Genomic DNA, 26,981 nt, shown 5'->3' on the forward strand with positions numbered 1-26,981 from the left:
AATTTTGTCCAATGAAGCGCTTTCATTATCTGATATATAATGAGCCTATGAAAGACAAACCAGTTACACACCGGGAGGTCATAAGAGATGAAAGTATGGAAAAGCGTAGCAAGTGCGGTACTGGTCAGTGTTCTGCTCGCAGGTTGCGGTTCCAATGCAGGAACGGACAATGGGCAGGAGGAATCGGCATCAGGCAGCACGGTATCACTCAAAGTATTCGTTGCACAACCTCGGCTGAAAGAACATTACGATAAATATATAGAACAGTTCAAAGCCAAGGAGAAAGCAGAGAAAAACATTGAAGTGAACGTGCAACTGGAGATGCCGCCAGCGGACAATGCCCCTCAGATTCTGAAGACTCGTCTCGCCTCCAATGATGCACCGGATGTGTTCGCCCTGCATGCAGTCAATGAGATTCCACCATTCAGCAAAGCTGGTTATCTGGAAGACCTGTCGGGCCAACCTTTTGTCGATAAGCTGCTGGATTCGGTTAAACCTTCCATAACGGATGCGGAGGGCAAAATCGTAGCTATTCCATTGGAAACAGTATCATGGGGCTATCTGTACAATAAAGATATTTTCAAAGAGCAAGGGCTGGAAGTGCCAACGACGTTAACAGAAATGAAAGCGGTCGTGGAGAAACTCAAAGCAGCCAACATTACACCGTTTGAACTATCCTACAAAGAAGCCTGGATTCCGCAATTATTCCTGCCACTTACCGTGGGTGCATTAACTCAGTCTGAGCACAAAGACTTCGTGGAGAAGATGAATCAGGATCAGGGCTCCTTCTCCGATATGAAAGCATTGTTTGATATCTTCGATCTGGTTAATGCCAATGGAACGGACAAAGCGCTGGAAGTGGGCGGAGACGATGGTTCAGCAGCCTTCGCATCAGGAAGCGCCGCGATGTGGATTCAGGGACCATGGTTTGCCGAAACCATTCTAAAGTCCAACCCGGACTTGAACTTTGGTGTAGCACCAATGCCGATCAATGACAATCCGGATGATACCAAAATCAATCTGAGCACCTCCACTTCACTGGCAGTATCGTCATCTAGCAAAAACAAAGAAGTGGCACTCGATTTCGTGAACTACATTCTCGATGACAAGGATTCAAGTGCATTCTTCGAAGCACTCAAGTTCAATCCGATTGCCAAGATCCATGACTTCAAGAGCTTCCCATGGGTAGACGATGCCCAGAAATATGTGAGTGAAGGTAAAGCTTATGAGGACCCATCCCTCCCTCAAGCGGTGAAAGACGAGTCAGGCAAAGCGTTGCAAGGCTACTACTCTGGGCAATTAAATCAACAGCAGGTTATCGATGCGCTTGACAAGGCGTGGAAATCCTACAACAAAGTCAACAAGTAAGGAGCTGTGAGGAATGGAGTATCCGCTTTTGTTGGCAATCTCAACGGTTTGAGAGTTTTGTCAACAAATGAGCGGTACTTTATTTCGTCACAGTCTCCAAGCAGATGATACGGCAGGCAGAACGTTCTTCGTTCCCTCGTTTACAATCATCCGCTTCGAGTGAAAAGGGGGAGAACCAATGGCTACGAATGTGTTCAAGAAGTATCTGTCACTGCTCGCGTTCACTGCGCCTGCCTTTGTCATCTATGCGATTTTCCTGCTGTATCCCACGTTTAGTGGCATGTTCTATAGTCTGACGGATTGGAACGGACTCAATCAGGATTACAGCTTTATCGGTCTGGGCAACTTCATGGAATTGTTCAAAGAAGATCCCGACTTTCTGAATTCCCTGTGGTTCACGATGAAATATGTAATATTTATGCTGATTCTGCAAAATGGAATTGCCTTGCTGCTCGCTGTGTTGATTGAATCACGGACGCGCAGCAAGGGGCTCTTCCGGACCCTGTTCTTCATGCCTAACATGATCAGTACAATCATCAGTGCTTTCATGTGGACCTTCATCTTCTCTCAGGTGCTGCCTCAGCTCGCAGAGAAACTGGCTTTTTCGTTCCTCGACCAGCAATGGTTGGGTGATCCGAAGTTTTCATTTTACTCTATCCTGATCGTATCGCTCTGGAACGGTGTAGGGTATATGATGATCATCTATCTGGCTGCTCTCCAGGGTGTGCCGAAAAGTCTCAAAGAAGCGGCTGTTATTGATGGGGCCAACGCATTCCAGGTGCTGCGCAATGTGGTGTTGCCGATGATTACTCATGCCGTGACCATCTGTTTCTTCCTGACATTGAACGGAGCATTCAAAGTGTTTGAAGTGGTGTATGGACTGACTGGTGGTGGACCGGGCCGGGCCACGCAGGTGATCACGATGAACATTTATGAAGAAGCGTTCTCCAATAACTTCAGATACGGCTATGCGAGTGCCAAATCGGTTGTGCTGTTCATCATCGTACTCATCTTTACACTCATCCAGATCACCGTCATGAAGAAGAAAGAGGTGGAAGCATGAGGATGCAACGACTGAACAGTTATCTGATTCGACTGCTGCTGATTCTGGGCTCTCTCGTCGCTATGCTGCCGATCTACATGGCGGTGGTGAACTCTTTCAAAACGCAAGGTGAGATGTTCCAATCTTTTATCGCGCTGCCGACAACGCTTCACTGGGAGAATTATTCGGACGCGTTTAACAAAATCAATCTGTTGGGCAGTTCGATGAACTCGACGATTGTATCCTTTCTGGGGATCGGGGGAATCGTCTTCTGTGCCTCACTTGCGGGATACAAGCTGTCACGTACCTCCGGCCGGTTGAGCAACCTGATCTTCTTCCTGTTTGTTGCTTCCATGCTGGTACCGTTCCACTCGATCATGATTCCGCTGACACGGGTAGCCAAAGGCATGGGTGTACAGGGAAGTACGTACGGATTGGCCCTAATCTATATTGGGCTTGGTGTGAACATGGCGATCTTCCTCTATCACGGGTTTGTGAAGTCTATTCCGCGTGAATTGGAGGAATCGGCTCAGATGGACGGATGTAATGAGTTCCAGACGTTCTTCCAGATTATTTTCCCGCTCTTACTTCCCATCACAGTCACCATCGCGATTCTGGACTTCCTGTGGATCTGGAATGACTTTTTGTTGCCACTACTCATGCTGACCGATGTGAATCGTTATACGCTGATTCTGTCCACGAACATGCTGTTTGGTGAATATAACAAGGAATGGCCGTTGATTCTGTCCTCCCTGGTACTGACTGCGATCCCGGTTATTCTGATCTATGCGTTCTTCCAGAAGTTCATCATGGAGGGCATTGCTGAGGGTGCTGTAAAGGGGTAAAAGATTCGAGGGAATCCCGTAACTTCACTGGTAGCTACGCGCCTTTGGTATTCGAACACACTTACGAAACTTACGCAAATAGCCTTGATCTGAAGGACATGGTCCTTCCAGGTCAAGGCTGTTTTTTGGTTGTGAAATCAGGAAACAACATTCGTCGAAGTCAGGAGCCAGAATCCATATGCCTGTGGACAGCCTCTGCGAGGCATTGTAGTCCACGCTCCATCTCATCAGGGGAAGCATAGGCGTAAGACAGCCGAATGTGACTCGCATCCAGCCTGTCATACAGATAGCCCGGGTGGATTAGTACATCCTGCTCCAGACAGGTATGGAACAATTGGCGGATAGAAAGAGGTTCAACCGTGAATTGCAGCCAGATGTAAAACCCACCAGCAGGTATCTTCCACTCCGCAATCCCATGAAAGTGACGTTGAAGCAGCTCCAGCATGATATCTCTGCGTCTTCGTAGTTCAGGGCGAAGGCGTTCCATATGTCCAGCGTGATGTCCTTCGGCGAACCACAGGGCAGCAGCTTCTTGGGCGAGTGAACTGGTACCATAATCGGTCTGCATCTTGATATCTGCGAGACGGCGAATGACCGGCTCTGGCCCAACCAGCCATCCGAGGCGCAGACCGGGACTGACTGCCTTTGACAGGGTGCCCATATGCAGCACCCGTCCTTCCTGGTCGCGCGCCTTTAGTGATGGCGGCGGAGGTGTATCCAACCACAGATCACTGTAGGCGGCATCCTCCAGTATGGAGATGCCTAGTGTTCGAGCGGTGGTCATCAGTTCTTCCCGGCGGTGATCACTCATCACAGAGCCGGTGGGATTGTGAAAGCTCGGGATCGTGTAGAGAAGCGAGATGTGATCTTGATCTTTTACATGCTGCGCCGCGTCCTCCAGACGAGCAATGTGCAATCCTTCGTCATCCATCGGGATACCACTCATTTTCAACCCTGCCGACTGAAAGGCGTGAATGGAATAGAGATACGACGGTTTTTCCAGCAGAACTGCTGATCCGCGAGGGAGCAGTCCGACCGAAATCAAATGCAGTGCCTGAAGAGAGCCGGATACGATCAGTATGGAATCTGGAGAGGCTTGAATGCCAGTCGTCTGCAAATGGACGGATAAAGCCTCACGAAGCTCCAGGCTTCCTTGAGGTTCCAGGTAGTTGAGTGTACGAGAACGATGGGACAGGGCATACAGAATGTCGTTAAAAGCATCCTGAGGCATTAGCTCCGGGGCAAGCTCCCCTGTACCAAGACGTATGATGCCAGGCCGGAATTCAGCCTGATTAATCTGCTGGATCTCGGGCAGGTTGGGATAATACCAACCCTCCTCGATGGCTTCGTTCCAATTGGGCATCGCTCCGTGAGCCATACCATGCCAACCGGAGCCGGAAATATAAGTTCCTCCGCCATGTCTGCCTTCAATCAGACCAGCCGAGGCCAGATTATCCAGGGCAGTGACCAATGTACTGCGGTTCACCCCCATGGACTCAGCCCACATTCGTTGTGAGGGGAGACGATATCCTGCTGACCATTCGCCTGTTGTGATTTTCTGCCGGACATAGGCTTCAATCTGGCGATACAAAGGCAAGTCGAGAGAAGGGTTCGGCTTCCACCCTAAGTTTAGCCGAGAATCAGAACGTTCCATGACAGGCAGAATCACCTCCGTTTGAATTTACACTTGGTACTTCGATGGCAGAACAACCTTCCGATCGCTGTTATCCCCAGATTTTTAAATTTGTTTTTATAAAGGTGAAAATCTGGGGATAAAGGCGAACGCTTCGCTTCTTCAGGTTATTTCTGCCCTCTCCGTTTACGTGTAATTTTTTATATAGATAACTTCTGAAATGACACTTTGTAACAAACACTATATCATTTGGTTGGGTCTGATGCCATCCAAGTGGTTGGTTACGTCAGTTATCATCTGCCCTAATATGGAGGACAGAGATAAGGGGGAAGAATGATGGAGGTTGTTATTCACGCAGTGATTCTGGCGTTTGGCCTGATCTTGCCACTGGGTGTGCAGAATGTATTTATTTTTAACCAGGGCATGAGCCAGAGGCGTTATATACATGCACTGCCTGCTGTTATAACGGCAGGGGTCAGTGATACGTTGTTGATCGGAGCAGCCGTTGGAGGGGTGTCACTCATTTTGCTGCAATGGCCAGTTCTGGCGAATGTGTTGTATGCAGTAGGAAGCCTGTTTCTGCTATATATGGCATGGAGTATTTGGAGGTCGTCCGAATCTGTGCAAGGTTCGCAGACGGTAATGTCAGCAGGACGACAAATTGCGTTCGCCGCATCGGTATCTTTACTCAATCCCCATGCGCTGCTGGACACGGTTGCCGTGATTGGCACCAGTTCACTTCAGTATGAAGGGGTGGAGCGCATGTATTTTGCCCTGACAGCCGCGGCTGTATCTTGGATATGGTTCATGGGACTTGCAGGCGCAGGCAGGGTGATTGGCAGAACGGATCGTACTGGACGCATCAGTCTGGTGTTCAATCGATTGTCTGCTCTAGTCATGGTCGGTCTGGCATGTATGATGCTGTGGAAGCTCATTTATTCATAGAAGGACCGTGATGTGGCTGGCACAACTTGTTAAAATAAAAAAACTCCCCGTGACGTTAATCGCACGGAGAGTTCAATGTGGATGCTGAATTTGGTAATCAGCATAGCCTGTTGAATTAGTTATTGAGTAGGAATATGTAGTGCTCGATAATGCATCGATGTTGTGTCTCCCATATATGGCGGGTCATTTGAGTTATGGAGATCATAATCGGATCTATTCCGCCTTCAGCAGCATGGATTCAATAAACACTTTCAGATCACGGCTTACACTGTTCAACTGATCAATGACCTCGCTGAACTCGGTTACCAGCACCGCTTGTTGGTTGCTAGACTGTGAGATGGATGTGATCTCCTGCTCCATCTGCTGAATGGAATGCTGAACATCCTTCAAGGAACGTTCGATATTCACCGTAGCTTCTTTGGTGCCTGTAGAAAGTTTACGCACTTCAGATGCAACGACGCTGAATCCGGCGCCTGCTTCACCTGCTCGGGCCGCTTCGATGGCTGCATTCAGGCCTAGCAGATTGGTCTGTTCTGAGATTTCACGGATGAATGCGGCGACCTTGTTGACTTCGCCTGAGTTCTGCACAGCCATGCGGGTATTATCCAAAATCTGCGTGGAAGATGCCGTCAATTGCTCGGATTGGGCGGCTACCGTCTGCACCATATCTGTTAATTTTCCGCTGATACCGCCGATCAATTCAGTGAAGTACTCCAGTTTTTCCTCGTTCTGAAGAGAGAAACCAATGGCAAGTGTGCCCACGATATTTCCTTGTTCATCCCGAAGTGGGGTGGCCGCCGAGTTGATTGATGTGCCATAGAATTTTGCATCAATACGGTTCGCTGAAGTTTCTCCATGTATAAGTGCCCGGCGGAGTGTAGGGTCATCGAGGGAAACGGGGTCTCCTGCCTTGATGCCCAGATCGAGTTCGTTGCTGGGAACATAATACCAGAACTTCTCCGTATCGGTTACCGCAATCATGATATCGTGTTCTTTCAGCATAATTTTAAAATATGGACTTGCTGCAACGAGTGCTTCAACGATGTTCAATAAGGTTCAGCTCCTATAATGTATATGTATCATCTAGATGTATTGTATACATCGTCAGAATGAGATTAATCTTGAAGACCTGATAAGGGCATAACGTATATTAATTAAATTTTCAACAAATGAAACAGGAGAATTGATGATTTTCAGGAATTTATGAAAACATAACGAAAAAGCAGACAAGAACATCATGTTCTTGTCTGCTTTGGCTATCCACCTATGCCTTATGACATGCTCCACTTCACGTTATGAATGCTGATTCACGTAAGGGTTCACCACACCAGTGTTACCCCATCTGTTGTGTGAAGAGGTCATCCTGACGGTACAAATAAGTACCCGTACGAAGGAATACGCGGTTGTGTTATATGCGTACTGTTGCTATCCGCCAATCTGGGACATGCGGCGTACCGTCGGCGTATGAGATTGCATTTTTTGTTCCAAAGCCAGAGCCATCTCATGATTCTTCGGTTTCGTACCCAGCGCTTTGAGGAAAAGCGCCGCCATGGCATTCGGATCATCCACAAAGCGGCGAACATTATACTCATCTGACCAGTAGAGGCAGGCTTTGATATGTCCGTCAGCGGTTAGCCGAAGTCGGTTGCAATTGTCACAGAAATGATCACTCACGGGATGAATCAATCCAAATGTGCCTTCGGAGCCCGCAATTTTCATATTACGTGATGGGCCATTGCCCGCAGGGCCTGTTGTATTTTCTACCGTCCAGCCTGCTTCAGCACATACATCTGTCACGGCTTCCAGCGGCAAATAGGATTTGCGCCATGAATCCGAGGCCTGTCCAATCGGCATATATTCAATAAAACGCACATGAAGAGGTTGATCAATCGTCATTGCAATAAAATCCTTGATCTCATCATCGTTAATACCCTTCATCAGCACAACATTCAGCTTGATCGGAGCAAGGCCAGCGGCAGTTGCAGCTTCAATGCCTTTCAGCACCTTATTCACGTCTCCGCCGCGGGTAATCATGGAGAAGCGATCAGCACGCAGGGAATCCAGACTGATGTTAATCCGGTTCAACCCAGCATCTTTTAACGCCTGAGCTTGTTTGTCCAGCAGAAGAGCGTTGGTAGTCAGGGCAATATCGTCAATCCCGTCAATTGCCGAGATCATGCTGACGAGCTTGTGCAGATCCTTGCGTACCAACGGTTCGCCCCCGGTGAGTCGGACTTTGCGCATGCCCATCGGGGCAAGTACCTTCAGCACCTGTGCTATTTCTTCGTAGCTCATAATCTCATCATGTGGAGCAAACTCCATGCCCTCTGCAGGCATGCAGTACACACAGCGTAAATTACAGCGGTCCGTAACAGAAATACGGATGTAGTCATGTATCCGGCCAAATGAATCCTGAAGCAGTTCCATGCAGACCACCCTTTCATCGGTTCAGATTGGAAATCTTCTATTATAAATGATACGACAATTTCAAAAGGAACAGTTGCATCAAATTTTAGCTATTTCTCCAATCCGCGTCAACGATGACGTCAGATGACAGCATTTTTGGCGGGGTGATTCAGATGGAATTGTCCCACGAGTTGTTGCAGAAAGACCGTAATGGCTTCCACGTTATGCGAAGAATGCTGAACCTGCAACATATCATGGATCAGCTCCATCATTTCTGCTTCTACCTCGGCAGAAGTCGCCCGATTTTGATGGCTGATTGCAGCAATATTCTCCATCAGCATGACCACTTGATCCACGACTTGTGTGCGCTCAGGTTCTTCAGCGGTAGCATTTTGCAGAAGTTGCGAAGCGGCCTGAACCAGTGTTGTTCCTTCAGCCAGCACCTGATCTCCCTCTGTGATTAATTGAGATGCAGCTCCTGCTGCCGTTGAGATTCGGTCCAGAATCTGATGGATATTTTCAGTAGAAGAGCGGGATAACTCGGCTAACTTGCGAATTTCCCCTGCCACGACCGAGAAGCCTTGGCCATGTTCGCCCACGCGTGCGGCTTCAATGGTAGCATTCAGAGCGAGCAGGTTGGTCTGAGCTGAAATCTCATCAATGACAGCCAGAGCACGGTAAATCTCTTTCATGGTATCCATGAAGGACAGGATGGTACGGTTGGTATCGGATACCGCTCCTGAGATTTGGGTCATTTTGTCGCCGATTCGTTCCACTTCCTGCTGAGCCACGCTGATCTGTTCGGTAGCAGAGGTCTCCAGTTGTTGCAGCGTTATGCGCATGTGATCAGCAGCGATCTTGGCCTGGTCGAGATCTTCCAGTTGGGTGCGAATGGCCTGAATCATCGAACCAAGCTTGTAGTTCACACGCTCAGTCGTACCTTGGGTTGTCTCTGTTGAAGTTCGCATCTGATACTGATTATCCATAACGTCTACCGTGGCAAGTTGTACCTTCAGCATAATGCCTTCCAGAGAATCAATCATGTTGTTGATCCACTTCGCCAGTTCACCTGATTCATCTTGGGCAAAAGCAGACGTGTCCAGGCGCTGGGTCAGATCCCCCCTGCCTTCGGCGTTAATTCGAATAAATCGGCTGATACGACGCAAGTCTTCATGAACTCGTCGATATTGGCTGCGATGCATCTGTAATGCAGAGAAGAATCCGAATAACAAATTAAAAGCTGCCATTGCTGCCGCGCTCCAACCACTACCAGTGAAGGCATAGACAAGGGCGGCTCCTGCAGCGCCTGACAAAAGCGTGAAGAGACTGTGCTGCTTGAACTGGCGCCAGCCGATGCTTCGTATCCGATACACTTCCTCCAGATCCCCTTCACACATCATGCCCCAGCGATCAGGACAGTGTGGCAGCTGGAAGGTGATGCCTTTGCCGATTACAGAAATATGGCGGTAATCCGAGTAGCCGGGAAAGGCTACGAACAGATTGGAACCATTCTGAATGGTGTTTGCTACTCCGGGGTGTAGTTCTCCGGTCGATGGATCAGTGAACATGAGTTCCAGTTCGGTATGCTCTTTGACGGAAACGATACCCCATTCGGTGGTGACGCCATCTTTGAGATTTTCCCCATGCGTAAAGGTACGGTCTTCGAAGCGGCTTCGGGATAAGGCGGTGCCGGGTTGCAGATGGGGCCGTAATTTCGACTCAGCCATAAAGAGGTAATTGTCACCAGAATCGGGATAGATATGACCTGATTCTCGTTGGATCAGGTTACCCAGTACATCCCCGGGAACACGGCTGCATAATGAACCGACATATCGACCTTCCTGCAGGATTGGGGAGATAAACAGCAAGGTGACATCATCGTGAAAAGCGGACGAGCGTGGACCAATATCCAACGTCAGTGGATCAGAATATGGACCATACAAGCATTTTTTGCCATGACGATCTGCTCTGGAGTATTTCAATCCTGGTCCAATTAAAGCTTCGTAATCTTCATAGATCTGTCCAATATGTTTCTTATATGTAGAGAATACCACCTGATTCTGTTCGTTCAGCATGAATAGCTCCGTACTGTCTACGGCTCTAATATAACTGGATTGAAACCATGCATCTAGTTTGCTTAGTTGCTGTGAACCTTGTAATACATCCTGTAATTGGACCGACTGTATCTGTTGAAGCAAACGATCCAGGTGGTTCCATTGTTCATCTGCCCAGTCCATCATAAGCTGCCGTCTCGTTTCGGCAATTCCCTCAAAGATCTGTTCGACATCTTCCTTCATATGTGCGTTCAACCGATACGATCGCCACAGCGGCAATCCTTTTCTCCATCCCAGCCAATCAAACATCATGACCACCCCGATTTCTGGATTTGAAAGCTTCGTTCTACTGATCTTTGGATAGACCTATATATGTGGTTTTCAAAGTGATATATGACAGAGGAATCCAACCTGTCTATTCAATCTTTATACAAGAAAACGAGCAAGAATACGAGGGCATATGTCATATTTTCCGAATATTTAATCAATAAATACAAATGATCGTGCGCTTGTTGTTAGGTGAAATGTATGTTAGCTATCTACGAAGAAAACTCACATGTATGTATCTGAGAATCCGTCTCATTTTACATTGTGTAACATGAACAGGCCCATACTCAAAACACACTGTATAATGTAATCCCCGCCCAAAGCGATATAGTATTATCTAACAAGCAAAACCTGTTACGTTCGTGTATATAAACCTCCCATTCAGCCTTGGTGTGCAATGAAAACAACTTCCCACAAAGGAGAATGCCCATGTCCTCCATATCCTCAGCCACAGTCCCCGAAGCCTGCCATATTGATCTAGATCATGTGTCCGTTGTTTTTGGTACAGGTACACAACAAGTCACTGCCTTGTCGGATGTTACATTCCAGATCCAGTCTAATGAGTTTGTCTCTCTGCTGGGCCCTTCCGGCTGTGGCAAGTCGACCTTGCTCCGGCTGGTGGGTGATTTACTTCAACCTACCTCAGGCACCGTACGCATTGCAGGCCAGGAGCCTGAGCGGGCTCGGCTACAGCGGCAGTTCGGCATTGTCTTCCAGACCCCCGCCTTGTTCGATTGGCGCACCGTTCGTCACAATGTGGAATTGCCCTTGGAACTGCTCGGTACCCGCCGTAAGGAGTGCCGCCGCATTAGCGGTGAACTGCTTGAAATGGTAGGGCTAACCCGCTTCGCCGACCATTATCCATGGCAACTCAGTGGAGGGATGCAGCAACGTGTATCCATTGCGCGTGCACTTGCGCTTGATCCGCCATTGCTGCTCATGGATGAACCCTTCTCTGCCTTGGATGAATTCACGAAAGAAAAGCTTCAATTGGAGCTGCTTGAGATCAAGCGCTCAACAGGCAAGACCTTCCTCTTTGTCACACACAGCATCCCCGAAGCCGTGTTTCTGTCCGACCGGATCATCGTGCTCTCGGCACATCCGGGGCAAGTGCATTCCATTCATTCCGTCAATCTGCCTTTCAAACGTCATAGTGAACTGAGAGAAACGGAAGCCTTCTACCACATGATCACAACCATTCGCAACTGCTTCTACGAGGAGCGTGATGAATCTCATGTCCCTGCGGTTCTTTAAACCGGGATATCGATCCTGGGTCGTCATCTGGATTATGGCCATATTGGTGCTATGGGAAGGAATCGCCTGGATACTCCAACTGTTCTTGTCACCCCAGCAGGCGGCGTCTCGGCTTCCTTATCTGCACGAAGTCCTTGCAGCCTTGTTTCGTTACTCGAGTACGCTCGCAGAGCAGGGGGCTGTCACGTTTGGCAATGCAGCCATTGGTTTTGCAGGGGGAACGTTGCTGGGTCTGGGTTTGGCGCTGCTCATGAGTGCGGCTGTCTGGCTGGAGCGCACGTTATCGCCATATGTTGTCTCCTCACAGATGGTTCCGGTTATTGGTCTCGCACCAATTGTGTACGGCATCATTCACAACGCGGAGTGGGCCCGAATTGTTATGGCGGCGTATGTCACTTTCTTCCCGATCATCATCCATACGTTAAAAGGATTGAAAAGTGCAGCACCAGAGCACCTGGAACTGATGCGTTCCTGTGGAGCTTCACTGACTGCACGATATATCAAATGTCTGCTGCCCTCAGCACTGCCGGGACTATTTTCCGGTATGAAAATAGCTGCTCCGCTCACGGTGACTTCCTCCATCGTTGTGGAATTGATGGGCGCTCCCGATGGACTCGGCGTCCTGATGGTCAGTTCGTTATATTACGGCCATGCCCAAGTTGGCATGTTCTGGGCCACCATCATGCTTAGCATTGGCATTGGCCTGATCTCATTTCTGGCCATCAGTCTGGCTGAACGTTGGCTAACCCCTTGGCAGCCTGAATTCAGGGCCAAAGGAGGAGATGCCACATGAGTGAAGGTAGCGTGTTGAGCCGAAAAAGTGATGAAGGTGTGTCGATTGCTGCTGTAACTGGCGCGGCTACGACCCTCAATGGTTCACAGACGGCAGCTGTCCCAGGATCGGAAATTCATGGACAACGGGGACAAGCCGGAAAGGCTAGATCGGGCTCTGGCGTTCGCGGACGATCGGTTGCACTGAGTATGCTTCCTTGGGTTGCGGGTGTGTTGTTTCTCGCCCTCTGGCAGCTCAGGTTGTTTCATTGGATATTCTCGCTGGAAAGCTACCAGCTGCCTGTGCCTTCCGCGATTGCGGCATCCATACAGGAAAATGCCAATATGCTCTTTCGTTACGCGATGTACAGCGGAACCGAAATGCTGGGTGGGTTCCTGCTCGGTTCCCTGCTAGGCGCTATGGCGGCAGCGGGTGCATCGTTCTTTCCCACAAGCGGCAGGGCGGCGGTTACGGTTTTGTCTGCACTGAACGCGGTCCCCATCGTGGCCCTTGCCCCGATTATGAACAATTGGTTCGGTGACGGGATCTGGTCTCGTATTGCTGTTGTCACGGTGATTACGATGGCAACCATGGCTGTCAGCCTGTTCAAAGGGCTGACTTCAATTCAACCGCAGTACAGTGATCTGCTGAGTGGCCTTGCCGCGAGCAGGATGCAGTTTTTTTGGAAGCTGAGACTGCCTCACGCCATGCCTTCCCTCTTTGCCGGTCTAAAGATCAATATGTCGACCAGTATTATTGGGGCCATTGTGGGTGAATTTTTCATCGCGTCCCAGGGGCTCGGATACTTGCTCTCGGATCAGATTCGACTGGCGAACATGCCTTTGGCCTGGTCCTGCATTGTCATCGCCGCGGGGCTCGGCATTGTGTTGTATGAAGCGGTTGTTCTGGCGGAAAAACGACTCACTCCGTGGAATCGTGCACGCACAGATCACTAACATACATCAGGGTATCAACCATCCATAGATCGTAATACGTGATTGAGGTTGTTCAAAAAGTCCACGGTATTGAAAAGCAGACTTTTTGAACACGGACTGATGCTTGAAAAGTCGTATATAAACAGGGGGTTGTTCTGTACATGTACAAAATGTTGAAGCCGGGTTTGCTGGTATTGGTCCTGTTGGTTGTTACGATGCTGGGCGCATGTTCTACGAAGTCTGAGCCGGCGGCTGAGCCTGTCGCTGCGAGTTCAGGAGGGGCGGGGGAAGCAGATCAACCCTTAACCAAAGTGAAAATTCAGCTAAAATGGGTGCCGCAGGCGCAGTTTGCCGGGATCTATGCAGCGAAGGAGAAAGGTTTTTTTGCAGATGAAGGCATTGATGCCGAGATTATTCCGGGTGGTCCGGATATTGTGATTGAGCAGCAGGTGGTCAATGGTGCGGCCGATGTGGGGATCACGGGAGTAGACAGTCTACTGGTCAGCCGGGATAACGGCTTGCCGCTCGTTTCGCTCGCCCAGATCTCGCAGAAGAGTAGTTATCGCTTGATTGCCAAGAAGTCCTTGGGCATTACTGATCCGGCTCAGATGAAAGGCAAGAAGGTCAGTACCTGGTTTGGCAGTCAGCAGTTTCAGGTGCTCGCGTTCATGGAGAAGAATGGCCTAGATCCGAAGAAAGATATTGAACTGGTGAAGCAAGGGTTCACAATGGATCAGTTTTTCAATGATCAGGTAGATGTGGCGACGGCAACGATCTATAACGAATATCACGTGGTGCTGGAAAGTGGAATGAAAGAATCCGATCTGGATGTATTCAATATTGAAGATGCTGGTGTTGGGATGTTGGAGGACACGCTGATTGCCAAGAAGGATTGGGTAGACAACAACCGTGAGCTTGCGGTCAAAGTGACCCGTGCCATTTTGAAAGGCTGGAACTACGCCATTGATCAACAGGATGAAACGGTGGATATCGTGATGAGTAATGTGACGGATGGCAGCACCACCCGCGAGCATCAGGTCACGATGCTCGAAGAGATTGCAAAGCTGATTCGCCCCGAAGGATTTACGGAACAGCAAGTCGGCAACTTTGTGGATGAGTCCTTTGCCCGAACTGCGGATATTGCACTGAACTATGGCCTGATCAAAAAAGCCGCAAATCTGGATGAAGCGCTCGAGAAAAGCATCTATGAAGAAGCGGTGAAATAAGCGTGTGGAGGAGGATGACGAATGAGTTCTGTAGATCAGCAGCCTCAGCCGCTTGGCGGTACGAAGGAAGAATGGTTGGAGAAGGATCGCAAATACGTATGGCATCACATCTCACCTCATAACGATCATCCAATGATTGCGGTAAGTGGGGAGGGCAGTTGGATCACCGATCAGGATGGTACGCGTTATCTGGATGCGATGTCTGGACTGTGGTGTGTGAATGTGGGGCATGGTCGTGAGGAGATTGCGAGAAGTGCCTATGAACAGATGAAAGCACTCGCTTATGTACCGATGACACAGAGTCACGAACCAGCGATTTTGCTGGCGGAGAAGCTGAATGATTGGCTGGAGGGGGAGTATCGAATATTCTTCTCCAACTCAGGTTCAGATGCAAATGAGGTGGCTTTCAAAATAGCCCGTCAGTATCACCATCAGAATGGTGAGCCTACTCGGCACAAATTCATTTCCCGTCACCGTGCTTATCACGGTAACTCTATGGGAGCGCTGGGCGCCACCGGGCAAGCCGCCCGCAAGATCAAATACGAGCCGCTTGGCGTGGGTTTTTCTCATGTTCCGCCACCATATTGTTACCGATGTCCGTTTGGACGAAATAAGAATGGATGCGCACTTGAATGTGCAACCATCTATGAAGAGGTGATTCGTTGGGAAGGTCCAGAGACGGTTGCGGCAGTAATTATGGAGCCGGTAATCACAGGAGGCGGCATGATTGTACCCCCGCCGGATTATATGCGTACCGTGCAAGAGATCTGTCAGCGCTATGGTGTGTTGCTCATTGTAGATGAGGTAATCTGTGGTTTTGGCCGCTCTGGGCAGAAATTTGGTCATCAGAACTATGGCGTACAGCCTGATATTGTGACAATGGCAAAAGGCATGACCAGTGCCTATTCGCCGCTATCAGCAACGGCGGTGCGAGCCGATCTGTATGAGACGTTCCGGGAACCCGGACCGGATGCCCATTTTCGCCATGTGAATACCTTTGGTGGGAATCCCGTGTCCTGCCGGGTGGCACTCGCGAATCTGGAGATTCTGGAACGAGAGAATCTGGTCAGCCGGGCGGAAGAACTGGGACAACTGCTTCGTGAGAAGCTGGTGCCATTGCTGGAGCTGTCCATTGTGGGGGATATCCGTTCATTCGGATTCGCCTGTGGCATTGAATTGATTGAAGCAGACGGATCTCCTGCGGAGGCGGACAAAGTGATGAAAGTACTCGCCAGTTGTAAAAGGGATGGCATCCTGATTGGCAAGAACGGCGATACCGTACCGGGGTTTGCAAACATTTTGACGATCTCTCCGCCATTTGTCACCACCGAGGAAGAGCTGGATCTGATCGCTGGAAGTTTGCTCGTTGCGCTGCGTAGTCTGGACGCAGGTTAGTTGCCATACACAGGTACGACAGACGTTTACGGTTTAGCAAGCGAGATGGAGATTTTCATATCATTACGCGATAAATAAGCGCAAGGAGGCGAGGCAGGATGCAGACCACAACAGGCAAAATCATTAATCAGCTGCGGCTGAATGAACGAATTGAGCAGTTGTCACAGATTGGCCGAATCGCGGAGACGGGTGTCTGCCGACTTGCCCTGACCCCGGAAGATATGGACGGCATCATTCAGGTTCGTCTCTGGATGGAAAAGGCCGGTCTGACGACACGACTTGATCCGTTTGGCAATCTGATTGGTCGTCTGGAAGGTGCGGATCAGGCGCTGCCGATCCTCATGATTGGTTCCCATATCGACTCTCAGCCCTACGGCGGTCGATATGATGGTGCGATTGGCGTACTCGGCGCGCTCGAAGCAGTGCAATGCCTGATCGAAAATGGCATTCAGCCCCGAATGCCGATTGAGGTGATTGCCTTTTGCGATGAAGAGGGTTCCCGCTTTAACAAAGGTCTGTTCGGCTCGCGTGGTATAACTGGTCAGTTGGAAGAAGGCGAACTGGAGCGGCAGGATAAAAACGGAGTGACCCGCCGGGAGGCGCTGGAAGCCTTTGGTTGTTCTCCTTCAGATTTTGAAGAAGCGATCTATCCGCCAGGTTCCATTGGCAGTTATCTGGAGCTGCATATTGAGCAGGGACCGGTGCTGGAAGCGCTGAATGCTCCGATAGGTCTGGTGGCGGGCATCTCGGGCCCGCTGTGGCTTACGGTGACGATGAAAGGCATGGCGGGTCATGCGGGCTCTGTTCCGATGGGGATGCGGCATGATGCTTTGGTAGGCAGCGCCAAAGTCATTGCGGCTTTTGATGACATGGTGAGAGAAGACCCGGAAGCTCCAACCGTAGGTACGGTGGGAAGTCTGAGGGTGTTTCCAGACTCGCGTAACATCATCCCGGAGGAAGTCAGCTTCACGGTTGATTTACGAGACATGGAGATGGAGCGCAGGAACCGGCTTGAAGCCCGATTGATGAACATTTTGGATGACGTGAGTTTCCGATATGGTCTAACCTACTCGCTGACAGAGGATACGAATAGTGAGCCGCGGTATTGTGCAGAGCCAATCAAGTCGGTGATTCGTTCATCCGCGGAAGAGATCGGGGTTACTTTGCCAGAACTGATGAGTGGTCCGTTCCATGATGCGTTGGCCCTTTCGCTTGTGTGTGATTATGGCATGATCTTTGTCCGCAGCAAGGACGGCATCAGTCATCATCCCAGCGAATATTCCTCCCCGGAGGATATTGGACTTGGCACGGAAGTGTTGTATCGCACCATTCGGAGGATGTGCAGTGGAATGAACCAACCAATCATTTTACCTGAGGAGGCGTTGTGACGTTATGAGCAAAGTCAGCATCGGATTAATCCAGGCTTCACATGGGATTGAGGGTTCGGCTCCCGTTGAGGTGCACAAAGAGGCTGCGGTTCAGAAGCACATTGCGCTGGTCCGTGAAGCTGCTGCAAGAGGGGCCAAGATCATCGGGCTGCAGGAAGTATTCTATGGCCCGTATTTTTGCACAGAGCAGAATCCCAAATGGTATGCATCTGCTGAACCGGTGCCGGAAGGACCAACGACCAGACGTTTTCAGGAGCTGGCGAAGGAGCTTGCGGTGGTGATTATTTTACCCGTGTACGAGGTGGAGGGCATTGCTTCGTATTACAATACGGCAGCCGTCATTGATGCGGATGGTTCATATCTGGGCAAATATCGCAAACATCATATCCCGCATGTGGAGGCGGGTGAGGGTACGAATGGGTTCTGGGAAAAGTATTATTTCAAACCAGGCAACCTCGGCTATCCGGTATTTGATACGGCCTACGCCAGAGTCGGCGTGTACATCTGTTATGATCGTCATTTTCCGGAAGGTGCACGATTGCTCGGGCTCGCGGGGGCAGAAATTGTGTTCAATCCGTCCGCAACAGTTGCGGGTACATCGGAATATCTGTGGAAACTGGAACAGCCTGCTCACGCGGTAGCTAACGGCTATTATGTAGCGGCCATCAACCGGGTCGGTGTGGAAGCGCCATGGAATATGGGTGAATTTTACGGACAGTCGTACCTGGTCGACCCGCGAGGCAGAATGGTAGCGATAGGCAGCCGGGATCAGGATGAGGTCGTTATTGGCGAGGTGGATACGGAGATGATTCGTGAGGTGCGTAATGTGTGGCAATTCTACCGGGATCGCAGGCCGGAAACGTACGAACATCTGGTTCGTCTGTGAAGTAGCTGGAAGCTAGCCCGGATCAAACTTCAGGAGGTGCATGACATTGATGAACAGCTCAGGAACAACGTTATCCGATTATGGGTGGGAGAGTCGTTTTGCCGAGATGAAACCCGCCATGACAGGCAAGGAAGCGATGGAGGAGTCGAACCGCTGTCTGTACTGTTACGATGCACCTTGTATCAAGGCTTGCCCAACTGACATTAATATCCCTTCTTTTATTAGCAAAATATCGACAGGGCACCTGAAAGGATCGGCCCGCACCATTATGGATGCGAATCCGGTTGGAGCCAGCTGCGCACGTGTATGCCCCACAGAAGAGTTATGTGAAGGCGCATGTGTACTAAACGAATCGTCGAAGCCGATTCGAATAGGTGACTTACAACGTTACGCCACTGATTGGGCACGAGCGAAGAACGAGCCGTTATTCCAGGCAGCACCTGCCAATGGGAGAAACGTTGCTGTTGTGGGAGCGGGTCCTGCGGGACTTTCTGCGGCACGTGAACTGGGGCGGGCAGGGTATGAGGTGACGATCTACGAAGCCAAACCCAAAGGCGGCGGGCTGAATACGTACGGCATCGTATCTTTCCGTTTGCCCGAATCGGTTGCGCTATGGGAAGTGGAGCAGGTAGAAGCTCTTGGTGTGCAGATCCGTTATGGGGTGCGCATCGGTGTGGATATTCCTGCTACGCAGTTGCTGGAGCAACATGAAGCGGTCATTCTGGCATGTGGCATGGGTTCAGTACCTATGCTGGGCATTGAAGGAGAGACACTGGAAGGGGTCTATGATGCCATTGAATTGGTGGAGTCTACAAAGCAAGGTGTTCCACCCGCGTTGAATGGTCTGAAGGTCGCCGTTATTGGCGCGGGCAACACGGCGGTAGATGCAGCGACCTGTTCGGTACGTCTTGGTGCCGAGCGGGTGCAGATGTTATATCGGCGCGGGGAAAGCCAGATGACGGCGTATGCGTTTGAATATACGTTTGCCAAGCAGGAGGGTGTGGAGTTCCGCTGGTTTACCCTGCCGAAGCGTATTATTGGAGACGAGAACGGTCGGGTTCAGGCTGTGGAATGCGTGAAAATGGAGCTAATTACCCCGCCTGGTGGTGGGCGCGCGTTGCCTGTGCCTGTAGAAGGATCGGAGTTCATGATTGAATGTGATACGGTCATCCGGGCGATTGGGCAGCATCGTTTATTACCATTAATCGAAGCGTTTGGGCTTCGTCACCACTGGGGCGTCGTCGAGATCGAGCCGGATACGTACCGTACCTCGCATCCTCAAATCTATGCGGCAGGAGACGTTATTTTTGGTCAAGGGCAGGGTGAGGCGATGGTTGTCTCGGCTGCACAGCAGGGTAAGCTGGCTGCCGCCGCTGTCATGAAGGCGTTGCCTGGACAGGTGGAAGAGACGGCGTGAGTTGTGAGGGAGACAAGGGAAAGTGGAGCGTGCACGGAAAGCGTGGAATGGAAGCATGCAAGGAGAGAGTACGGGGGGGAGGGCGCAAGGGACTGCTAGAGTGTTGAAAGTGTAGATTTGAGCAAGAGGTCTGGTGTGCATCGAAACCCTGTGTCCCTTATGCGCTAACCAACCCTACACATCTTATAGTGGCAATAATGGAGGATTGAAAAATCTAAAGAATCTCACACGTCTTATGTTGACGAACACCTGTTGAAATGAAGCCGAAATGAGCGAATACAGCCATATAAGCTTTCTACGAATCGTTAGATTTTGAAATTGCCCCATAGGTCCCGAATAAGAGATGTACGGTTCGTTAGAATTTAGGTGCTATCCAGAACCAATTACTACGCATAAATCCTGAGCGCGACCAAATGTCCAGTGTAACTAGTAAGTTCAAACAACACCAAGGAGGGATCGTTATGGCTGACTTATCCATTAATCTGGCAGGTATTCGATCACCCAATCCATTCTGGCTGGCTTCTGCACCACCGACCAATACGGGGTATCAGGTTCAGCGTGCGTTCGAGGCGGGCTGGGGTGGTGCGGTGTGGAAGACGCTGGGTGAGCCAATTATCAATACATCCTCCCGTTTCGCGGCGGTCCATTTTGGCGGACAGCGTGTAGCGGGGTTTAACAATATTGAATTGATATCCGATCGTCCGCTGGAAGTGAACCTGCGGGAGATTGCCGAGACCAAGAAACGCTTCCCGGATCGCGCGGTTGTCGCTTCACTGATGGTGGAACCTACGCGGGAGAAGTGGCATGAGATTGTGAAAAAGGTGGAAGCCGTCGGTGTCGACGGCCTGGAGCTGAACTTTGGCTGCCCGCATGGCATGGCTGAGCGTGGCATGGGAGCTGCCTCCGGTCAGCAGCCGGATCTGGTAGAACTCCAGACGATGTGGGTGAAGGAAGTGGCGACCACACCAGTGATTGTGAAGCTCACGCCGAATATCACGGATATTACGGCGACTGCCCGGGCAGCTGTCCGCGGTGGCGCAGATGCGATCTCTCTGATCAATACGATTAACTCCCTGGCAGGTGTGGATCTGGATTCATGGAATACCGTGCCGCATGTGGGCGGCAAAGGAGCGCATGGCGGATACTGTGGCCCAGCGGTGAAGCCAATTGCACTGAACATGGTTGCTGAGTGTGCGCGTAATCCAGAGGTAGGTGTACCGATCTCAGGGATTGGTGGCATATCTGATTGGCGGGATACCGCAGAGTTTCTGCTTATGGGCGCTACAGGGGTTCAGGTATGTACCGCAGCGATGCATCATGGATTCCGTATAGTGGAGGACATGATTGATGGCCTGAACGATTATTTGGATGAAAAGGGTCTGAGCAGCGTTGCAGAACTGGTAGGTCAGACGGTCCCACGTTACTCGGATTGGGGCAATCTCGATCTGAACTACAAAGTGGTCGCCCGCATCAACCGCGATGTCTGCATCAATTGCAACAAATGCCATATTGCTTGTGAGGACACCTCGCATCAGTGTATTGATATGTTGACCGACCCGTCTGGCTCCTATCTGGAAGTGGTGGAAGAGGACTGTGTTGGCTGTAATCTGTGTTCGATCGTTTGCCCGGTGGATGGGGCGATTGAGATGGTTGAACTTGTACCTGAACAGGAACCTGTAACCTGGAATGAACGTCAGTCTGCGATTGCGATGCTGCAATCCGTTAGAGATCAATCAACCAAGGAGGCGATATCATGAGTACCCGCAAATTGATTCGTAATGGTGTGTTGGTCACAGCGTCGGATACCTTTGAAGCAGATATATTGATCGAAAAGGGTAAAATCACACAGATTGGTATCGGACTGGTGCCTGACGAACGAACGGAGATTGTGGATGCAGCGGGCTGTTACGTCATTCCGGGCGGTATAGACCCGCATACGCATCTGGATATGCCCTTCGGTGGAACGGTAACGGCGGATGATTTTTCGACAGGAACAACAGCAGCAGCCTTTGGCGGTACAACAACGATCATTGATTTCTGTCTGACACAAAAAGGCCGTCCATTAGTCGAATCCCTCCAAGAGTGGCACGCCAAAGCCGAGGGTAAAGCCGCCATCGACTACGGTTTCCATCTCATGATTGGGGAGATGAATGATCAGGTGCTGGAAGAGTTACCGCAGATCATTGAAGAAGAGGGCGTATCATCCTTCAAGGTGTTCATGGCGTATAAAAACCAGTTTCAGGCCGATGACGGGATTCTCTTCCAGACGCTGCAAAAGGCAAAAGAGTACGGCGCACTCGTCATGGTTCATGCCGAGAACGGGGATGTCATTGATCTGCTGGTACGACAGGCGCTGGCCGAAGGGCGCACCGAGCCGATTCATCATGCGTTGACTCGTCCATCCATGCTGGAGGGAGAAGCAACAGGGCGTGCGGCACGTCTGGCTGCACTTGCGGATTCACAGCTGTATGTGGTGCATGTGACCTGTGCGGAGGCTGTGGAGCAGATCGCGCGTATGCGTGAAATGGGCTATCGAATCTGGGGGGAGACCTGTCCTCAGTATTTGACGTTGGATCAGTCGATCTTGGATCAGCCGGACTTTGAAGGTGCAAAGTATGTTTGGTCACCACCGTTGCGGGAAGCAGCGCATCAGGAAGTACTCTGGAACGCACTAAAAAGTGGCCAGTTGCAGACGATTGGCTCCGATCATTGTTCGTTTAATTTCAAAGGGCAGAAGGATCTGGGTAAGGATGATTTCAGTAAAATTCCGAACGGGGGGCCTGTCATCGAAGATCGCCTCAGTATTCTGTATTCGGAAGGTGTAGTCAAGGGGCGGATTACGCTCAATCAGTGGGTCGATCTGTGTTCGACAAGAGCGAGCAAGTTATTTGGATTATTTCCGCAGAAAGGGACTCTGGCTGTCGGGACAGATGCGGATATCGTTATTTTTGACCCCTCTGTAAACAGGGTGATCTCGGCAGATACGCATCATATGAATGTGGATTACAGTGCATTTGAAGGTATGCAGGTACAGGGATGTCCGGTGACGGTGTTGTGCCGCGGGGAGTATGTCATTCGAGATCGGCAATTCGCAGGATTGGCAGGAGCAGGCCAATATGTGAAGCGCAACAAGTATGATGCAGGTGCACCCATACCGGTGAAACAGCCTGTGACGGCAGTGAATGGAGGGAGAAGCTGATGTCAGATCATGATGTGTTTGAGGCCGAGAGGATCGCCATAGAGCGAATGGTTGCACAGGGTTATCGGATCTATGCGGTACGGGAACATCTGGAGGGTGCTCACGTCATATGGGGGCACCCGGATCTTCCCGAAGAGAAACAAGAGCAATACGTGGGCACGGCGTCTGGACGGAAGTGGTTCAGTCACATTTTGATTCGCCAGCTTCAGGCGCAGCGGGGAGCTTAGACGATGCTGGAGTTCTTCATGCGATTGGCCCATGAACGTACTCATAGGCGTAGATGGCAAGTTCGATCGCAACCCTTTTCTCGGGGAGGATATAGTCTTCTCCCAAAAGGGCTTCGATTTTGTCCAAACGGTGATACAGTGTCTGTCTGACGATATATAGAGCGGTGGCCGTCTCTTGCTTGGAGCAGCACAGGACCAAATATTGCTTGAGGGTCCGCAGCAGTTGACCTCCTTTCTCCACATCGTAACGAATGAGCGGCCCCAAATATTCTTGGATGAAATCATCCAGATTACCGCTCTGCTTCATGCTGGCAATGATACGGTAACAATGAAGGTTACTGTAAAAGGGCTGCTGCATCACACCGATGTCCTTCTGAATTCGCAGTGTCTCCTTCGCGGATTCCAGACTATCCTTGAGACGGGAGAGGTCTGTGCAGTTATGACTGATACCGATCAAGCCTGAGAAGAGGCAGTGGGTCTGTTCCTGCTCGTGCTGCTGCAGCTGTTCGATGCAGCGCCAGAGACTGCTTTTGCGCTGAGATCCAGGTAGTGGGTCGAGAATGATAAGAATGATCTGGTGGTTCAGAACGGTGCTGTAGAGGGTGAAGTTCTCCCGAGCGAACACGGAACGGGCAACGATGTTGCGTTGGATCAATAATTTCTGAAGTTTGAGGCTGTCTGTGTACGCGGGGTTGCTGTCGAATAAGATTATGGTAGCTTTGCTCGTTGCGAGAAGGGGATTAACGGTGGATACATATTCATGGATTTCCTTCGTGGAGTGATGTCCGTTAAGCCAGTCAATGACCCACATATCTTCCTTGTAGCGGCGTTTCTCTTCCATGTATTTGGTTCGCATCCAGTCCTGGGCAATCGCGGCCGCGCATCGTTCCAGTGCCTGAATGACGAATTCATCCGAGGGTTTGATTGGTATGCTTGAATCTTGATCCGGCAGTTTTTGATGCCTCAGCACAAGGTCGGCAAAGGTGTAGTCTAACGCCTGAACAGGTATGCTGAGTGCATGCAATGTGTTATCTGACAGCTGCATTAAATTCGGAATATCCTCCCCCGCCAAATGTTCCCGCTGCAAAAACCAATCCTGCCGACGAGTCTCCAGCTGCTCTGGAGGGCAGTAGGGAACGGCACTTGCTTCCCCTTCAAGTGGATATAACGCCACGGCACATCCGGTTGTTCGTGACAATAATCGAAGCAGGGGTTGTACCCCGTCTCCATTCAGAAGAAGTTGGTTAAAGGAAGTGGTGAGACTATCGAGTTCAGCGATCATCCGCTGATGACTGCGAATCAAGGTGAAATGCAAGTCTTGCGTAATATCAATATAACGGACTTGTTCGTGGAACCAGATCAGCGGGAAATCCGCGGCGACTGCAATTTCTTTCATCGCACCGAGTTGCGATTTGGTGTGATCCCCCAGCTCCATGCAGAGTCCGGCAGCCCCGCGTGCAATTAACTGACGCAGAAAAGACAGACCTTGCTGCTCACCTTCCTGCCAGCCAATGCCTGTCGTCAGCACCAATTCCCCGCCATTGAGTAAGTCCCCTACCTCAGGAACTTCCATGATATGAACCCAGCGAACATACCGCTCCAGCGCACGATCACTGGCCAGAACTTCCGCCTTGCGAAACACAGGACGTTTTAACATGTCTCTGACTTGAATATGAAGCGTTGTCTCCCCCACACAACCACCGTCCTTCTCCAATAACATGTGATCTATCTGGAGTCTGGAATCCGTCAACTTGCATAATTAACCCATATTATAAGTCTATTTACAGCCGATGGGCTGAAATCTAACGTTACTTTGTTTCAAATGACAAATGGATCTCTACTTTTTGTGATTTTGATTAAAATGAAGAATTTATATGTCAGTCTATATGACGCTTATTTAATGATGAGTTCGCTATCATGAACGAAAAGTACTTCCGGACGATGCTTCATGGGTATCCGGAAGTACAAGTGAATGTAGTTATTCTGTTTGAAGGTTAGAACTTGAGTCGTTAAATTCAAATCCGTGTGCACCAGCATACGTAAATTTGAAACCAAGCTTTCGAAGATCTCCGGTAGACATATATAAATTACCAAAGGATTTCGGAAGATCCTTTTTGAATAGAGTCACAGCGTTATTGTTTTTTGTTAAAATGACATGCGTAGCATCTGTTGTCAGGGTTACCCCGGTTTGTTCGGCAAATGCTTTAATCGGAAAGTACGTTTTTCCTTTTAGCGAGAAGGGTCCCTGTCCTTTAAAAACAAGATATTTGCCATTGTAGATAAAAGGTACAGGATCGTTAAGTGAATTTAATTGTTCATAGCTGAAATTGTCCCAATAATTCTCTGGATGATTATAGGAGTTATAAAGGATGAACGTCTGATCATCTGCAGGTATGGCATAATCACTTGTTACTGAATAGAATACAGGTGGAAATGTGTTTGGCATGCCAGTGCTGTAATTAATCATCATTAAATCATCGGAGAACCATACTACGTCGCGACTTCCCAAACCATAATGAGGTTTGATTTCACGTACCAATTTGGGTTCGCCGGACAGGTCATATAGATACATTCTTAATTGCTGGAGTTTTCCCTTTTCCACGATTTCCTGGGAGAGCAACAGGTATTTTTGATTCGGTGACATAAAGGTCATCAGATATCCTTTGCCTTTGAACAGGATCTTTTTCTTTTTCCCCTTAGTGTAGCTGAGAGTTGTTGTGTTTTCAGAAAAAGGAGTGTATGTATGAGGCATGTATAGCTCCAATTGCTCTTTCTTAAAAGGAATGATTCTGCGTGTATATCCAATGCCAGACTCATCGGTAGAGGCCTGAATTGCCAGCTTCTTTAGTTGACCATCAATCAAGGTGAACATGGCTGGATTCTTTGAATCAGTACCACTAATAATGTGAGTTCCATAACTTGGATATTTTTCGAACCAGGGCATGAACCTCTCACCAACACCACTAAATCGGTTTGGATAACGTGTGGCTGTAGGAATGGGTTTGCTATCCGTAATGCGATACAAGTAGGATACCGGATTGCGAATAGAGTTACTTTCTAGCATATATGCACCTGCTGAAGGATATACGAACACCGTAGCGTCAGTGGGCAGATCCACAACTTTTCTCAATGTCTCAGTTTTGAGATTAAACTCAAACAGTACTCCACCGACACCATCCTCAGGATCGAGAATTCCATAGGCCTTCAATCCGGCAGGTGTCATCGTAAGTTCGCCTTGCCCCTGATTCCTCCAATTCATATCCATTGATGATTTCTTCATATTTTTGATTGGCGGCAGATTAAATGTAAACTTCTCATTCATTCGTTCACCCGTGTCAAAGCTGGTCGTACTCATTTTCACGGTCACAACCATTTGACCATTCTGTACATCTCCACTAAATATAGCCCGAAACCGTAAATGTTCCTTGGATGAGACCTGGGGGAGTTCCTTTTCTTCAATAGGTAAAGCGAGTGCTGTGCCTGGAATACCCACAACTGTGATAGAAATAAGAAAGATAACAAGTAAACAACAGGTGTAAAGTCTTGTTCTGGACCTAAGTAACATATACAACTATGACCTCCTATAGTTTGTTAAAATTAGAGCTCTCATTCAAAAAAAGCCCCTTAGCTTTATATCGGAATTGTTAACCATTCCAATATGC

General features: G+C 49.7%; 21 protein-coding genes. 15 read left to right on the forward strand and 6 right to left on the reverse strand.

Going from position 1 to position 26,981, the window contains the following annotated elements; all coding sequences use genetic code 11:
• The first annotated feature begins 87 nt into the window (after positions 1 to 87).
• The 3 genes from QF041_RS23110 to QF041_RS23120 all read left to right on the forward strand — a co-directional run bounded on the left by QF041_RS23110 (position 88) and on the right by QF041_RS23120 (position 3,255).
• On the forward strand, positions 88 to 1,368 hold the full coding sequence (locus tag QF041_RS23110) for an ABC transporter substrate-binding protein (protein WP_100528365.1): 1,281 nt from the start codon (positions 88 to 90) through the stop codon (positions 1,366 to 1,368).
• A gap of 178 nt (positions 1,369 to 1,546) precedes the next feature.
• Positions 1,547 to 2,431: a carbohydrate ABC transporter permease gene (locus tag QF041_RS23115; RefSeq protein ID WP_307415838.1), complete on the forward strand. Its 885-nt coding sequence runs from the start codon at positions 1,547 to 1,549 to the stop codon at positions 2,429 to 2,431.
• Complete coding sequence (locus QF041_RS23120) at positions 2,428 to 3,255, forward strand: carbohydrate ABC transporter permease (protein WP_307415839.1); 828 nt, start codon at positions 2,428 to 2,430, stop codon at positions 3,253 to 3,255. The genes QF041_RS23115 and QF041_RS23120 overlap by 4 nt, the downstream gene beginning before the upstream one ends.
• A 160-nt stretch (positions 3,256 to 3,415) precedes the next feature.
• Here the strand turns inward: QF041_RS23120 and QF041_RS23125 are convergent, their stop codons facing one another.
• On the reverse strand, positions 3,416 to 4,909 hold the full coding sequence (locus tag QF041_RS23125) for an aminotransferase-like domain-containing protein (protein ID WP_307415840.1): 1,494 nt from the start codon (positions 4,907 to 4,909) through the stop codon (positions 3,416 to 3,418).
• Positions 4,910 to 5,221: 312 nt separating this feature from the next.
• Here QF041_RS23125 and QF041_RS23130 point away from each other — a divergent pair, with 312 nt between their 5' ends.
• Positions 5,222 to 5,833: a LysE/ArgO family amino acid transporter gene (locus QF041_RS23130; protein ID WP_307415841.1), complete on the forward strand. Its 612-nt coding sequence runs from the start codon at positions 5,222 to 5,224 to the stop codon at positions 5,831 to 5,833.
• A 213-nt stretch (positions 5,834 to 6,046) separates the two neighbouring features.
• Here the strand turns inward: QF041_RS23130 and QF041_RS23135 are convergent, their stop codons facing one another.
• The 3 genes from QF041_RS23135 to QF041_RS23145 all read right to left on the reverse strand — a co-directional run bounded on the left by QF041_RS23135 (position 6,047) and on the right by QF041_RS23145 (position 10,605).
• Positions 6,047 to 6,883, reverse strand: coding sequence for a methyl-accepting chemotaxis protein (locus QF041_RS23135; RefSeq protein WP_036612668.1), 837 nt, complete (start codon positions 6,881 to 6,883; stop codon positions 6,047 to 6,049).
• A gap of 375 nt (positions 6,884 to 7,258) precedes the next feature.
• Positions 7,259 to 8,260, reverse strand: a complete 1,002-nt coding sequence (gene moaA / locus QF041_RS23140) for a GTP 3',8-cyclase MoaA (RefSeq protein WP_100528370.1) — start codon at positions 8,258 to 8,260, stop codon at positions 7,259 to 7,261.
• Between the two features lie 119 nt (positions 8,261 to 8,379).
• On the reverse strand, positions 8,380 to 10,605 hold the full coding sequence (locus tag QF041_RS23145) for a methyl-accepting chemotaxis protein (RefSeq protein ID WP_307415842.1): 2,226 nt from the start codon (positions 10,603 to 10,605) through the stop codon (positions 8,380 to 8,382).
• A gap of 444 nt (positions 10,606 to 11,049) precedes the next feature.
• On the opposite strand from QF041_RS23145, the gene QF041_RS23150 reads away from it, so the two are divergent.
• The 11 genes from QF041_RS23150 (at position 11,050) to QF041_RS23200 (ending at position 23,319) form a co-directional block, all read left to right on the forward strand.
• Entirely contained in the window at positions 11,050 to 11,874 is an 825-nt protein-coding gene (locus tag QF041_RS23150; RefSeq protein ID WP_307415843.1) for an ABC transporter ATP-binding protein, read from the forward strand.
• On the forward strand, positions 11,855 to 12,667 hold the full coding sequence (locus QF041_RS23155) for an ABC transporter permease (RefSeq protein ID WP_307415844.1): 813 nt from the start codon (positions 11,855 to 11,857) through the stop codon (positions 12,665 to 12,667). The genes QF041_RS23150 and QF041_RS23155 overlap by 20 nt, the downstream gene beginning before the upstream one ends.
• A complete protein-coding gene (locus tag QF041_RS23160; protein ID WP_307415845.1) occupies positions 12,664 to 13,602 on the forward strand; it encodes an ABC transporter permease in 939 nt (312 codons plus the stop codon). Before QF041_RS23155 ends, QF041_RS23160 begins: the two co-directional genes overlap by 4 nt.
• 140 nt (positions 13,603 to 13,742) lie before the next feature.
• Positions 13,743 to 14,807, forward strand: a complete 1,065-nt coding sequence (locus tag QF041_RS23165) for an ABC transporter substrate-binding protein (protein WP_307415846.1) — start codon at positions 13,743 to 13,745, stop codon at positions 14,805 to 14,807.
• A gap of 21 nt (positions 14,808 to 14,828) precedes the next feature.
• The gene (locus tag QF041_RS23170) at positions 14,829 to 16,202 is read left to right on the forward strand and encodes an aspartate aminotransferase family protein (RefSeq protein WP_307415847.1); all 1,374 of its coding nucleotides are present in this window, start codon (positions 14,829 to 14,831) and stop codon (positions 16,200 to 16,202) included.
• A 98-nt stretch (positions 16,203 to 16,300) separates the two neighbouring features.
• Positions 16,301 to 17,590 carry a M20 family metallo-hydrolase gene (locus QF041_RS23175; protein WP_307415848.1) on the forward strand — a complete coding sequence of 430 codons (1,290 nt, stop codon included), beginning with the start codon at positions 16,301 to 16,303 and terminating at the stop codon, positions 17,588 to 17,590.
• Between the two features lie 4 nt (positions 17,591 to 17,594).
• Positions 17,595 to 18,476 carry a nitrilase-related carbon-nitrogen hydrolase gene (locus tag QF041_RS23180; protein WP_307415849.1) on the forward strand — a complete coding sequence of 294 codons (882 nt, stop codon included), beginning with the start codon at positions 17,595 to 17,597 and terminating at the stop codon, positions 18,474 to 18,476.
• A gap of 49 nt (positions 18,477 to 18,525) precedes the next feature.
• A complete protein-coding gene (locus QF041_RS23185) occupies positions 18,526 to 19,893 on the forward strand; it encodes an NAD(P)-dependent oxidoreductase (RefSeq protein ID WP_307417040.1) in 1,368 nt (455 codons plus the stop codon).
• Between the two features lie 461 nt (positions 19,894 to 20,354).
• On the forward strand, positions 20,355 to 21,650 hold the full coding sequence (preA, locus tag QF041_RS23190; protein ID WP_062836927.1) for an NAD-dependent dihydropyrimidine dehydrogenase subunit PreA: 1,296 nt from the start codon (positions 20,355 to 20,357) through the stop codon (positions 21,648 to 21,650).
• On the forward strand, positions 21,647 to 23,092 hold the full coding sequence (gene hydA, locus QF041_RS23195; protein ID WP_307415850.1) for a dihydropyrimidinase: 1,446 nt from the start codon (positions 21,647 to 21,649) through the stop codon (positions 23,090 to 23,092). The genes preA and hydA overlap by 4 nt, the downstream gene beginning before the upstream one ends.
• Positions 23,092 to 23,319, forward strand: a complete 228-nt coding sequence (locus QF041_RS23200; protein WP_307415851.1) for a hypothetical protein — start codon at positions 23,092 to 23,094, stop codon at positions 23,317 to 23,319. Before hydA ends, QF041_RS23200 begins: the two co-directional genes overlap by 1 nt.
• Positions 23,320 to 23,335: 16 nt before the next feature.
• Here the strand turns inward: QF041_RS23200 and QF041_RS23205 are convergent, their stop codons facing one another.
• Entirely contained in the window at positions 23,336 to 25,012 is a 1,677-nt protein-coding gene (locus tag QF041_RS23205; RefSeq protein ID WP_307415852.1) for a PucR family transcriptional regulator, read from the reverse strand.
• 285 nt (positions 25,013 to 25,297) lie between these two features.
• Positions 25,298 to 26,890 (reverse strand): hypothetical protein, encoded by a 1,593-nt coding sequence (locus QF041_RS23210; RefSeq protein WP_307415853.1) that lies wholly within the window; start codon positions 26,888 to 26,890, stop codon positions 25,298 to 25,300.
• Between the last annotated feature and the right edge of the window lie 91 nt (positions 26,891 to 26,981).

This window comes from Paenibacillus sp. W2I17 (genome assembly GCF_030815985.1).
Lineage (GTDB): Bacteria > Bacillota > Bacilli > Paenibacillales > Paenibacillaceae > Paenibacillus.